The 13072-nt window shown below is 63.5% G+C and carries 8 protein-coding genes; 5 read left to right on the top strand and 3 right to left on the bottom strand.

The genetic code is table 11. From position 1 onward, the window contains the following. Positions 1-218: 218 nt before the first annotated feature. Entirely contained in the window at positions 219-3185 is a 2967-nt protein-coding gene (locus BCCGELA001_RS08470) for an ATP-binding protein (RefSeq protein WP_063921095.1), read from the top strand. Here BCCGELA001_RS08470 and BCCGELA001_RS08465 read toward each other — a convergent pair. Then, on the bottom strand, positions 3115-5970 hold the full coding sequence (locus tag BCCGELA001_RS08465; protein ID WP_060735051.1) for an ATP-binding protein: 2856 nt from the start codon (positions 5968-5970) through the stop codon (positions 3115-3117). The two genes, BCCGELA001_RS08470 and BCCGELA001_RS08465, sit on opposite strands and share 71 nt — an antisense overlap. 115 nt (positions 5971-6085) lie before the next feature. Next, positions 6086-6367 carry a hypothetical protein gene (locus tag BCCGELA001_RS08460; protein ID WP_060735050.1) on the bottom strand — a complete coding sequence of 94 codons (282 nt, stop codon included), beginning with the start codon at positions 6365-6367 and terminating at the stop codon, positions 6086-6088. 316 nt (positions 6368-6683) lie between these two features. Here BCCGELA001_RS08460 and BCCGELA001_RS08455 point away from each other — a divergent pair, with 316 nt between their 5' ends. After that, on the top strand, positions 6684-6926 hold the full coding sequence (locus BCCGELA001_RS08455; RefSeq protein ID WP_008560670.1) for a hypothetical protein: 243 nt from the start codon (positions 6684-6686) through the stop codon (positions 6924-6926). 267 nt (positions 6927-7193) lie between these two features. Further along, complete coding sequence (locus tag BCCGELA001_RS08450) at positions 7194-7427, top strand: hypothetical protein (protein WP_008560672.1); 234 nt, start codon at positions 7194-7196, stop codon at positions 7425-7427. Positions 7428-7612: 185 nt separating this feature from the next. Here BCCGELA001_RS08450 and BCCGELA001_RS08445 read toward each other — a convergent pair whose 3' ends face one another. Beyond that, the gene (locus BCCGELA001_RS08445; protein WP_236840832.1) at positions 7613-8383 is read right to left on the bottom strand and encodes a helix-turn-helix domain-containing protein; all 771 of its coding nucleotides are present in this window, start codon (positions 8381-8383) and stop codon (positions 7613-7615) included. A gap of 553 nt (positions 8384-8936) precedes the next feature. Between BCCGELA001_RS08445 and BCCGELA001_RS08440 the strand changes: the two genes are divergently transcribed. Further along, positions 8937-11828 carry an ATP-binding protein gene (locus BCCGELA001_RS08440; protein ID WP_060735048.1) on the top strand — a complete coding sequence of 964 codons (2892 nt, stop codon included), beginning with the start codon at positions 8937-8939 and terminating at the stop codon, positions 11826-11828. Positions 11829-11906: 78 nt separating this feature from the next. Continuing rightward, positions 11907-13070 carry an ABC transporter substrate-binding protein gene (locus BCCGELA001_RS08435; RefSeq protein WP_060735047.1) on the top strand — a complete coding sequence of 388 codons (1164 nt, stop codon included), beginning with the start codon at positions 11907-11909 and terminating at the stop codon, positions 13068-13070. Positions 13071-13072 lie beyond the last annotated feature (2 nt).

Below are 13072 nucleotides of genomic sequence, written 5' to 3'. Positions count from 1 at the left end.
ACATATCGCCGCATCAAAGGCTGAAAGTGCGAAAGCGCCAGAGGCGAACGTGACATGCGCCGTATGGCGGCCATTCTTTACCTCGATATGACCCCGATGGCAGTTTCGAACCTGCCACGACGTCCATAAGTCCTGGTGGACTCCCAAGTTCTGGAATGCGAGTCGTTTGTCGGGTTGAAATCCCTAGAATGGCCTCCCGCTGGCAAAGCATAAATCGCATGGCCACTGCCGGCTCCTCTGTCCAAGAGGGGGCTGCTCGGGAGATTTTCGTCTTCGGCCCGTTTCGCCTCGACGCCGAGCAGCGGCGGATCGAGAGGAATGGCGAGCGGGTCCAACTGTCGGCTCGGGCCTTCGACATCCTGCTCACGCTGATCCGGCGCGCAGGAACGGTCGTCAGCAAAAGCGATCTGATGGCCAGTGCGTGGCCCGATTCCAGCGCCGACGAGAACAGCCTGCGTGTTCACATCGCAGCGCTTCGCAAGGCGCTCGGAGACGGCAACGCCGGGGTCCGATATCTGACCACCGTCTCCGGCCAAGGCTATTGCTTCGTCGCGTCAATTTCCAGGACCGACCAGGCACAGCCGGAGTCGTCCAGTCCCCCTTACGTCCACAACCTGCCGGCACATCCCCGACAGATGGTGGGGCGCGAGCAAACTATCCGGGAGATATCCGAACGACTGATAGGTCAGCGTTTCGTCACCGTCGTCGGCCCGGGCGGCATCGGCAAGACGACCGCGGTCATTTCGGTCGGCTATGCCCTGCTCGCCGAGTTTGCAGGCCAGGTCCACTTCGTTAGTCTCGGCGAGACTTGCGATGCCGCGCTTGTACCGGCCGTCGCTGCGGCTTCACTCGGGCTGCCGGCACGATCGACCGATCCCTCGGCAGGACTTGCGGCTCTCCTGCGCGGAAGGCGCATGCTGCTCATTCTGGATTGCTGCGAGCATGTCATCGACGCGGCGGCTGCGCTGGCCGAGAAACTCTTCCAGGAGGCGCCAGAGTTGCACATTCTCGCCACCAGCCGGGAGCTGTTGCGTGTCGAGGGCGAACATGCCCACCGCCTTCTGCCACTGGCAAGTCCTCCGGAGAAGGCCAGTCTGACCGCTGCAAGTGCGCTCGCCTATCCCGCCGTCGAACTCTTCGTCGAGCGTGCGACGTCCGGAGGGAGCGAGTTCGCGCTGACGGATGCGAACGCTTGGGATGTCGGCAATCTCTGTCGCCGGCTCGATGGCATTCCGCTTGCAATCGAGCTCACCGCCGGCCATGTCGGCGCATATGGCGCCCGCGCCATGGTCCGGCTCCTCGACGAGCACTTCAATCTGCTCTGGGAGGGGCGGCGGACCGCCCTGCCCCGCCACCGCACGCTGCGTGCAACCATCGAGTGGAGCTACAATCTCCTTTCCGAAGCGGAGCGCGAGGTTCTCGACCGGCTGTCCGTGTTCGTCGGCAGCTTCAGCTTGGACGCCGTGCGGGCGATCGCCGCGACCGCAAAGGACGATGACGCCATCCTGGCCATCATCGACAGCCTCGTCGCCAAGTCGATGCTTGCGTCGAGCGTCGACCGGCAATCGCCCCGTTATCGGCTCCTGGACGCCACCCGGGCCTACGCGCAGGAGAGGCTCGCCGCCCAAACCGATGCCGATGAGATGGCGCGGCGCCATGCCGCCTACTTTCTCGCCCTGCTCGAGAACACTGATGGCGCCGCGAGAGACGGCTTCCCGGCCGCAACCGATCAGTTCGGTAACGTACGAAGCGCTCTGGCGTGGTGCTTCTCGGATCGAGGAGAGCGTGGCATCGGGGTGGCGCTCACGGCGGCAGCTATTCCCCTGTTCTTCAAACTGTCGCTCCTGGCCGAATGCGAGCACTGGGCCGCGCGCGCCATTGAGGCGCTCGATGAAACTGCCGAAAGCGCGAGGCGCAGCCTTGCACTCTACGCCGCCCTCGGATCGGCCCGGACACTCACCGGGCAGTTCGACGATATGGCCATGATCTGCCTCAACCGCGCGCTTGCGCTGGCAGAGAAGATCGGCGACCTTTCCGGCCAGGTCCGGCTGATCGATCGGCTGCATCTGCTCCAACTGCTCACCGGGAAATTCGCCGACGCCTTGAAGACGGCCAGAAGAGGCGAGAGCATCGCACTGGAGAGCGGTGATCCCGGTGCCCTTTCCCGCATGCACTTGGCGCTTGGCATCTCCTGTCACTATCTCGGCGAACTTGCCGCCTCCCGTGCGTACATCGAGGCCGCGATGTCGCGTTCCGGCGCGACGAAGGACGTCGGTGGCGAGCCGACGCTCGACTATCCCGGCCGCGCACCGATCACTTTGGCCCGTATTCTATGGCTCCAGGGATATCCCGACCGAGCCGTGGAAATCGCGCGAAAGACTGTTTCCGACGCGCTCACCATGGACCACCCCACCATGCTTTGCCGGGCGCTGCTCTGGGCGTTCGACGTGTTCTATTGGAATGAGGAGCTGGAAAGTTACGAAGCTTCCATCGACAGGCTTCTGGCCGAGAGCCGTACGCACAAGCTCGCCACGCTCGAGATCGTGGCGGAAGCCATGAAAGGAATTGCGCTGCTGACGCGCGGGACGACCGGTCCGGGTCTCGCGATGCTGAAGGGCTCGGTCGAGAAGCTGCAGAACCGCCGTTTCGGTGCGGTCGCAGGCTTGAGCGTGCCGCTTGCTGCGGCCCTGGTGGCGGCAAATCACGGCGAGGCCGCGCTGGACACGATCAACCAAGCCATCGCCCAGGCACGGCGTTGCGGCTTCCTGATGGAGATGCCCGACATGCTGCGGGTGAAAGCGGAGGCGCTGATCCGCAAGGCCACGCCCGACATGTTGCAGGCGGAGCAGAGTCTCGCGCAATCGCTCGAATTGGCGCGCCGACAAGGCGCGCTCGGTTACGAACTGCGCACGGCAACCGTGCTTGCGCGGCTACGGCAGCGCCAAGGCCGCTACCGAGACGCAGAAGAACTTCTTGCACCCGTGTATGGCCGTTTCACCGAGGGGTTTGGCACGCGCAGTCTCAAGACAGCCTCGGATCTGCTCACTGAGCTGCGCTTCTACCGATCGGACAGGCTTGCGGCGCATGAGCGGGCTCTTGGTGAGGACGCCCGAGCTACTGGGTCGCCAGCTGCGCCATCAATGTCCTCGCGCGGCGCAGATCGGCGATCTCGAAACCCTCGGTGAACTTGCCGTACACGGGCTCGAGAATATCCCGCGCGTCGGCCGGCCGGCTCTGGCTCATCCGCAATCGTGCCAGACTGATCGCCGTTCGCAGCTCCCAGAATAGCGCTCCCTGACCGCCCGCCACCTCCGACGCCTGGACAAAGGCCTGCTCGGCGGCTGCCGCGGAATAATGCGCGCCGGCGTGCAGCAGCAATTCGCCCTTGATGCGCCAGAGCTCCGCCACATACCAGCGTTCGTCACGTGCTTCGCATCGCGCCAGCGCCTCGTCGACGGTCGCAAGTCCTTGCGAAATCTCGCCGGCTTTTCCGAGACATGTTGCTAGCTCCCCGAGGAGAAGCAGAAAGCGTGGCAGAAATCGCGCCTCGCCCGCCAGGCCGAGCGCCTTGCGTAGCAAGGACAGGCCGGCCTCGAGGTCGCCACCGCGCGCCACCACCATGCCCCTAAAGGCGCGTGCCCAGACGCTCCACAGCCGGATCGGGTGACGTTCGGTATGCTCGATCAGCATCGTGCAATAGCGCTCCGCCAGGACGAGATCACCGGCGAGAAAGGCGATCGGGCAGGCGCCCTGTCCGAGCACGCTGCAAAACGTCAGGGCATGACCGTTCGTGCGACCTTCCTCGACATTGCGATCGACCACGCGCAGCGCCTGATCCGCGAAGCCGAGCAGCCAGAGGATGCGCGCCTGGAAGTAATGTGCCGAGGCGCGCGGGTCGAACCGGAAACGGATGACCTGCGGCTTTGCCGTCAGGTCGGAAAGACGGGCCAAGGCCCGGTCGATGTGACGGTGCGCCAGCCGCTGATCGCCGAGATAATGCATGGTCGTGGCGAGGAGCCGTTCTGCCATCATCCGATCGACCGAATTGCTCGATCCGGCCACGACATCCGCAAAACGGCGCGCAAGACCGAGTGCCTTGCGAAACTCGCCATTGTTGAACTGATCGATACAAAGGCCCCAGAGCGATCGCAGCAGATAATCATTGTCGCCGAGCTGCTCGGCGAGCCCAAGAGTTTCGACCCAGGCAGGACCTGCTTCCCGGGCCCTTCCAATGCCATACATCAGCGACCAGGCGCGCGCAGCCGACAATTGCATGCGCAGCTGCCGCGCATTCACCGCGCTGTCGTCGAGATGGGCCAGCGCCAGCTCGGTCCGCTCGCGGCATTCCGCAAGCAGAGACAATTGCACCCATAGCGGGATCGCCGCCGCGGTCAGCGCCACTCCGATCTGCGCGTCGCCCTCGGGCGAGAAGGCCCAATCGAGGCCCGATCGCACGCTGTCGATATGGCGACAATAAAACTTGAGCCCCTCCGCCTGCGGCTGGGTTTCGCTATCGGCTTCAGCTCGCGCAAGGAAGCCGCAATAATATTGAGCGAGACGGCGAGCCGCGCCGGCAAGCTCTCCGCAAGCGCGCAGCTTGTCCAATGCGTAAGCGCGCGTGGTATCCAGCAGCCGATAGTGAGGGTGATCACCGCCGATGTCGGCAAGAACGAGCGACTTGGCCACCAGATTGGCCAGCCGACCCGTAAGCTCACCGATGCCCTCGCCGGCCACCACGATCGCGGCTTCGAGCGAAAACTCTCCGGCGAAGACGCCGAGCTGCCGCAGGATGCGCGCCTCCATCTCCGGCAGCAGGTCGTAGCTCCAGTCGAGCGTCGCGCGAAGGGTTTGCTGCCTGGGTAGCGCCGTCCGTCGGCCGGTCGTCAGGAATTTGAACCTGTCGTCCAGAAGCACGGCAATCTTCGCTGGACTCAACATCACCGCGCGCGCCGCCGCGAACTCGATCGCGAGCGGAATTCCGTCGAGCCGCCGGCAAATGGAGGCAACGGCTCCGAGATTTTCCTCATCCGGCGCAAAATTCGAACCGAGCGCCCTCGCCCTCGTCATGAACAATTCCACGGCGGTGTAAGCAGATGCGCCGCCGCATCCGACCCGGGATTCGGGCGGCACGTCCAGAGGAGGAACGCGATAGACGTGCTCGCCGTCGATGCGCAGCGCTTCGCGGCTGGTCGCAACGATGGTGGTCCCGGGACAGCGGCTGACGATCGCGTCGGCCAGTTGAGCCACCGCATCGACGACATGCTCGCAATTGTCGAGGACGAGCAACAGCTGCCGCGCGCCGACCGTGCGTGCGACTGCCCCCGGCGAGATGTCCTCGCCTTCGAGCTTGATTCCGAGCACGCTGGCGACGGCCGAGCAAACCAGCTTGGGATCGGGCAGCGAGGCAAGCTCGACCAGCAGCCGATCCGCAGCAAAACCGGGCGGCGCCGTTCTGGCGGCTTCCAATGCAAGCGCCGTCTTGCCGATGCCGCCAGGCCCGACGAGGGTCACGACCCGATAGGCCGAAAGAAGCTCCCATAGATGTGCGATGGCGGTGGCCCGACCGATTAGATCGAACGATGCATTCGGAATGTTGGTCGAGCGCAATTGTTGGGATGCTGAAGATTGTAGCGGCGCATCCGTCTGGCGGATCTGCCATGACCCCAGCAGGCGATATCCGCGTCCGACGTCGGTTGCGAGCATGTCGCGGTCCGCGCGAAAGGCTCTTCGAATCGCGGCGATGTGCACCCGAAGTGCGCTCTCCTCGACAAAAACGCCCCGCCAGACACGCTCGGCCAAATCGTTCTTGGTGACCAGATCGCCTTCGGCCCGAACCAATTCCGCAAGGATCTCAAAGGCGCGCCCGCCCAGAGGAACGACCTCACCCTGCGCGCGCAATTCGCGCCTGGCAAGATCGATCTCCCATTCCGAGCAGGTGTAAACGGGACGCTGGCCCGACTCAGCCATCATTGGCACGGCCCCGAATGGTTCATTGGTCTTGCGTGCAGTCTATCACCATCCTTCCAGGAGACCAGTTTGCCAGGCGGAAGAGCAAGACCCGGGTTCCTCTTGCACCCCATACCCTTCAGCAGCCGCGGCAGATCGAACCTTCCAGCATTTTCTCAAGGCGGGCGTCGTCCTTGTCGATGGTCGCGTCCGTGCCGAGCAGAGGCCGCTTCATCGCATGACCGCCGCCCTCCGACGAGGGAAGTGCAGTGCCGAGCGAGTTCGTCCCAGGCGCCGCGGCACTCGTACCGAGCGCGCCGCCGCGTGCCATCGACATATGCGATCCCATGCCGCCGCGGGCAGATGCTGCGCCCGACAGTCCGAGACAAGCTACGACGCAAAGGAAAGAGAGCAGTCTCATGGCTTACACTCCGCATGTTCCATGACCTGCACTCTCAAGTGGGCGTCGCGATTGATTCGACCATGCACGATCGTGCGAACGATCATGACAAAAGTGACAGGATTCGATGTCGAAGATGGACCATTCGATAAACCCCGCCTGCATGCTGGTTATTTCCGCACTCGTCTTCTCGCAAGAGTGATGCGTACCGGACAGGTTTTTTCCGCTGCACTGCCTATATGACTCGGTACAGAAGACAATTTCCGGAAACGTCACCAGCCGAGCAGCGATCATCGCCAAGCGACTCTCCGCACCTCACGAGCAATGGAGAATCGCCATGAATGTATTCAAGACCATGATCGCCGCCGCGCTGATCTCGACGGCAACGATATCCTCGGCCTCCGCGGTTTGGTCATTCGCCGACCAGGAGCCCGCCGCATTTGCATCAATGTATCCGGATCGCGACGTGCTAAACGGCGGCGCGCTGACGCCGGCAGGACGAATGGGCCTGGAGCGGCCCGGCGGCGCCGCGCCGGTGTTCGGAGCAGCGCACCCTTACGTCCGTCACTGGCATCGCTGAGCGAACGACGAAGGGCCGGCCTGCGCACGCAGCCGACCACGCCCGTCCGTGAATCCGCACGGGAGTGCGTCCGCGCCAAGTGGCGCACCCCGCCGGTCTCGCAGCATCGCGACCGCGCAGAATCGACTGTCGACCGAGCCGCCACCACGACTTCGTGCAAAGGCGAAAATGATCGTTCGATTGATACTGCTGATCTCGCACGCGCATACACATGTCTGACGGGCGAGCCGAGGCGTTCCCGGCATCGCTTTGTCAAGGAGACATGCAATGACTAATCTGAAGCTCTTGTCGGCCGGGCTGGCCGTCGCCGCCATGATTGCCTCCCCCGCGATGGCTCGCGAAGGCGGCAACAACACGCGCCGCACGAATGTCGACTCCTATGCGTCGGTTCAGCGCGTGCCCGTCACCTCCAAGCGCAACTGCGTTCGCGCTCCCGACATCGGTGCATACGCGACCGCGCCCTGGCGCCGGCCTCCCTGCGAGCCCACCTCCGGCTACTGAGCCTGTGGGCCGTACGAGCCCTTGGCTGCAAGGCAAGCGACAGCGCTGAGTCGAGAATTCTCCTCTCAGCGCTTCGCGGATTCGACGTCGCAGATGGAAGGAAAATGGCGGCGTCATGCCGGCCGTTGCTCCAACCAAGCCGATCGCCGCAGCAATCGATCCTCGGCAACTTATCTTCCCAATCGCTAGATCAAGTCAGCCGCAGCCGCATTCCGCCACCGCCTCGGCGAGTCGCCCGCGAAGCGCCTGAATGTCGTGGTGAAATGAGCCTGGCTCTGAAAGCCTACCGTCAACGCAATCTCGACGATCGGCATCTCGCAATTTCGCAGCAAATCCTTGGCGCGCCGTATCCGTTCGCGCAGGATGTATTCGTGCGGGCTGCATCCCGTGGCGATCCGGAACTGGGCGGCGAAATGCATGCGACTCAAGCCGGCCACTGCGGCAAGATCCGCGAGCTGGACCTTCCTGCAAAAGTGACTTTCGATGTAGTCGAGCACCCGCTTGAGCCGCCACTTCTGCAATCCCTGAATCTGCCTGTCACTCGCACCTAGGCAGCCGCGGACTCGCCCTTCGAACTGCCCCGGCCTGCCTGACTGCAAGGCAGACAACCGCGCAACGACGGCAAGGCGCAGGGCGTCGACGCAGATAGCGCCATCGGCGGGCGTCAAGCTTTCTACCGCGGCGAGAGCTTCGGCCAGGCTCCGGACGACAGGATCATTCTCGTTGAAGGCGAGCATCCTTGTCGCGGAGACCGGCAGCGTCGCGGACACGCTGTGCCGTGGAACCCGGACGCGCAGAAAGCCAGTATCATGCGGTCGATCACGCGATACCCTGGACTCGCGCCGTGGATCGGTCTCGACCGCTATGACGAGGCCGAGCTGATCGAAGACAATTGCGGCCGCGTCCCGGGCCGGCAGATCGTCGCTGCGCGAAACGACGGCTTTCGGAAGCGGCACGACTGATGTCATCGCGGCCGAGCGGAAGTCGGAAGCTCCGTCATCGGAGATGATGGCGGTTGGCTCGCAACCATGCCTCGGTTGTCGCGGCGGTGACAGCTGGGACATTGTTCTTACTCTAACTGCACTGGTCCAAACCGGAAGGCGCGCAACCAGCGGAATCCGCGAGCGGTGGGGCGCCTCCATCGATACGATCGTAGCAAGGCCGGGTCTGGTCGCGAGTTAAGAGACGTAAAATCAGGAAATTTCAGACGCGCTCCTGCGGACGCGTGTCGGCCCCGTCGCGCGATTGTTGCGCTCGGCCGTCGCGGCTCTCTGATTTGACACGCCTATCATCGTCACGAATTCGTTTAGGGAACAACGAGCATGTAGAGCGGCGGGGCACTGACGGCGGACGCCCGAACACGGCGAAGGTCTTCTTGACACGCCAACCGCCTCCCCTGTAGGAGACCGAGGCATAGTCATGCTTTCATAGTATTGCCAAGAGACGGTGATCTTCGGAAAACCATGACTTTCCTGGCATCACGACGGTGAATCTGATCCGCGGATCCCTATGTCGTCTTCGCCGGCCAATCGAACCTACGCCTTTGGAAACTGGCTCATCGATTGCCAGCGCAGAGAGCTGAGACACGACAACATCGCGGTGCCGATCGGCAGCCGTGCATTCGAGCTTCTCGAGAAGCTGGCGGATTGTGCCGGTCTTCTGGTGACCAAGGATGAACTGATCGGGAGCGTCTGGTCAGGCCAGGTCGTCGAGGACAACACGCTCCAGGTCCATATCTCCGCGGTCCGCAAGGCGCTCGGCAGGGATCGCGATCTCCTCAAGACGGTCTCGGGCCGGGGATATACTCTCGCGGGAAGCTGGCGAAGCGGACATCCGGATCACTCCGCAGCCGCAACCATATCCGCGCTAGCCGCGTCCTCCTTTTCGAGCAACCTGCCGAATGTGCGCGCGCCTCTGATCGGCCGCGAGGATTCCCTGAACGAGTTGATCGATATCCTCTCCGCATACCGCGCCGTGACTCTCGTCGGCCCTGGAGGCATCGGAAAGACCAAGCTCGCCATCGAACTTGCGCGGCGCGTCGCATCGTCGTTCGACGATTCCGTCGCGCTGGTCGAGCTCGCGACCTTGCAGGATCCACCGCTGGCGGTCTCTGCGACGGCCCGTACCCTGAAGCTCGCCTTGAGCGACAAGAACGTCTCGCCCGCGAGCATCGCCCAAGCCGTCGGCTCGCGGCGCCTGCTTCTCGTCCTTGACAATTGCGAGCATGTCATCGACGTTGCCGCGCAAATCGCCAGCGCGGTGCTTCGCTATTGTCCGAGTGTCTCCGTTCTTGCGACCAGCCGCGAAGCGCTGCGCATCGACGGAGAATATGTAGCGGCCATCCCGCCGCTATCGGTCCCAGGATCAGACATCCTTGATCCCGATCGGCTGCTTCGGGAAAGCGCGGTGCAGCTCTTCGTCGCGCGAACGCGGGCATTGCGAGCAAGCTTCGTTCCCGACCCAGGCGATTTGCTGAAGATCGCCGCCGTCTGCCGGCGGCTCGACGGGATTCCGCTCGCGCTGGAGTTCGCCGCAGCTCGAGTCGCGAATCTCGGGGTGGACACCGTGTTGAGCCGCCTGGACCGGCGCTTCGAGCTCCTGAGCAGCGGCCGTCGCGACCAGCTGCCGCGGCACCAGACCCTGCGAGCGACGCTGGACTGGAGTTACGACCTGTTGTCGCCCGAGGAGCAGAGGCTGCTTTGCCGGCTTGCGATATTTCCGGCCGGCTTCACGCTGGACGCGGCCATTGCAATGATGGACGGCGACCTGTCGCGGTCGGACGTCATCGAGACATTGTTCAATCTGGTTGGCAAATCGCTGGTCTCTCTGAATCCCTCGTTCGAGGGACGATGGCGCCTGCTCGAGACCACGCGGGCCTATGCTTTGGAGAAGCTAGCGGAAGCCGGGCTCGTTGCGCAAATTGCGCGACGGCAAGCGGAATTCCTCAGGCAGCTCGCTACGCCGCTTGGCGGCACTTCCCCGACCTCCGTCGATGTGTCCCGCCTCGCCCAGGAGATCGAGAACGTGCATGCCGCGCTCGACTGGGCCTTCGCGCCTGATGGCGATACTGCGCTCGGAATCGAGCTGACGGCCGGTTTCGTTCCGGTGTGGATGCAGTTGCTGTCCTTCGTCGAATGCTCCAGCCGGATCGAGCACGCCCTCGCCCATCTCGGCCCGGGGTTGACCTGCGATCCGGGGATCAAGGCACAGCTCCATGTCGCATTGGGTTTCGCGCTTCTCAACACGACCGGCTCTGCCGACCGCATGAAGGCGGCGCTCAACATCGGCCTCGTGCTCGCCGAGGAGCGGTCGGATCTCGAGCTTCAGCTCAAGGCCGTGTGGACGCTATGGAGCTACAATCTCAACTCGGGCCAATATGACGCCGCCAAATCCGTCGGCGAGCGATACCTCGAGATCGCCCTGCGAACGGAGAACTCCGCCAACGAGACCGTGGGGCGGCGCTTGATCGGCGCCGCCACTCATTTTTACGGAGCGCAGGAGGATGCAAGGCGGGAGCTCACCCTGTCCCTGGATTACGAAGCTTGCGGATCGAAGGACGGCCCGAACCAGATGTGGTTCCTGCTCAACCAGAGCGTTCTGGCCAAGGCCATGTTGGCCCGCGTCTTGCTGCTCCAGGGAAAGGTGGCGGAGAGCAGAGCTCTTGCCGCCGAATGTCTAGAGGAGGCGGAGCGGGAAAAGGACAAGCTTGCGATCGCCTACGCTTTGCGGAACGCCGTCTGCCCGATCGCGCTCATGACGCATGATCTCGCTGCGGCCGATCAGGCGATCTCGTCTCTTCTCGCACTCGTGACTCGCGAGGGAATAGCTTTCTGGACAAGCTGGACGTCATGCTTGAAGGGACAGTTGCTCGTCCTGCAAGGTCAGTACGACGATGGAATAGCGTTGCTGCGGGGTGGACTGAAGGCGCGCGCCGAGAATGGATGGCTGATGCGCAATCCGGAGTTTCTCGGATCGCTCGCCGAAGGCCTGCTCGCGAGCGGCGAAACTGCGCAGGCCCTGGCTGCCGTTGAAGAGGCCTTGAACATCGCCCGGGAAGGTCGGCAATTGTGGTGCCTTGCGGATCTTTTGCGCATCAAGGGCGAAGTTCTGCTGGCGGATGCCCCGCTCGATCTCTCCCGGTCGGAATTGCTGTTCGCCGAAGGGCTGTCCGTTGCCAGAGAGCAACAATGCCGCTTCTACGAGCTAAAGATCGCGGCGGCCTGGGCCAGGATCATGGCAGGGTCGGATCGCCAGCAGACCGCGCTCGACCTCGTCGGTCCGATCAGCGCGCAATTCGATCGGGACCTCGATCTTCCCGCGCTTGCATTCGTGCGCGGGCTCGTTGCAAGCCCGGCGACGACAGGTGGTGGCGACCGGCCAGCCTCCTGCACCTGCCACTGATACCTTCCTCCTCAATCCTACGGACGATGCTTGATCATGATCTCTCGACGACGACTCCTGGGCGGCGTTGGCCCTGCGATGCTTTCGCCCGCCATCATCCGTGCCCAGGGCACCAGACCCATCAGAATCGGCGAGATCAACTCCTATAGCAGCGCGCCCGCATTCACCCTTCCCTATCGTCGCGGCTGGCAGCTGGCGGTCGAACAGTTGAACGCAAGAGGCGGCCTGCTCGGGCGCGAGGTCGAAATCATCAGTCGCGACGACGAGGGCAAGCCGAGTGTTGCGCTTCGCGCGGCGGAAGAGCTGGTGCGCAGGAACGGCGTCGACCTCTTGGCAGGTGCGTATCTGTCGCATGTCGGGCTGGCAATCAGCGACTTCGCGCGGCAACATCGGATCCTGTTCGTGGCGAGCGAACCGCTCACGGACGCTCTGGTCTGGGACCAAGGACATCGATATTGCTACAGGCTGCGCCCATCGACCTACATGCTTGCCGCCATGCTGGTGGAGGAAGCAGCGCAGCTGAAGGCGACGCGGTGGGCGACGATCGCACCGAACTACGAGTACGGACAGTCGGCCGTGAGGTGGTTCATGCATCTTCTCCGCAGCCGTCGTCCAGACGTCGAGTTCGTTGGCAGCCAGTGGCCGCCGCTCGGATCCATCGATGCAGGCGCGGTCGTGAACGCTCTCGCCCAGCACAATCCGGTCGCAATCCTCAACGTCACCTTCGGTCCCGATCTCGCCCGTTTCGTCCGGCAAGGTCATGATCGCGGCCTGTTTAGGGGACGACGCGTCGTGTCGTTCACGACCGGCGAGCCGGAATATCTCCATCCGCTCGGACAAGACGCGCCGGAGGGGTGGATCGTGACCGGCTATCCCGTCACCGAGGTCCTGGATGATACCAACAACGGTTTCATATCCGCTTACGCCGCGCGCTATGGCGAGGCGCCCACGATGGGCTCCGTGGTCGGTCACGCCCTGATCAGCTCGCTGGCGGCTCCGATCGAGAAGCTCGGGACGCTCGATACCGAAAAAATGGCCGACGGGTTCGGCAATATCGGCTTTGACACGCCGTTTGGACGAGCGATCTGGCGCGCCATCGACCATCAGAGCACCATGGGAACGTTCGTCGGCCGCACCACGGTCAGGGACGGCAAGGCCGTGATGGTGGACTGGAAATATCGGGACGGCGAAGCCATGCTCCCGCCCGATGCCGCGATACGCAAGCTACGCCCCGCCATATGAGG

Origin of the sequence: Bradyrhizobium sp. CCGE-LA001 (genome assembly GCF_000296215.2) — a bacterium.
Lineage (GTDB): Bacteria > Pseudomonadota > Alphaproteobacteria > Rhizobiales > Xanthobacteraceae > Bradyrhizobium.
Note: the sequence above shows the minus strand (reverse complement) of the source record. Positions and strands in the feature narration are given on the sequence as shown.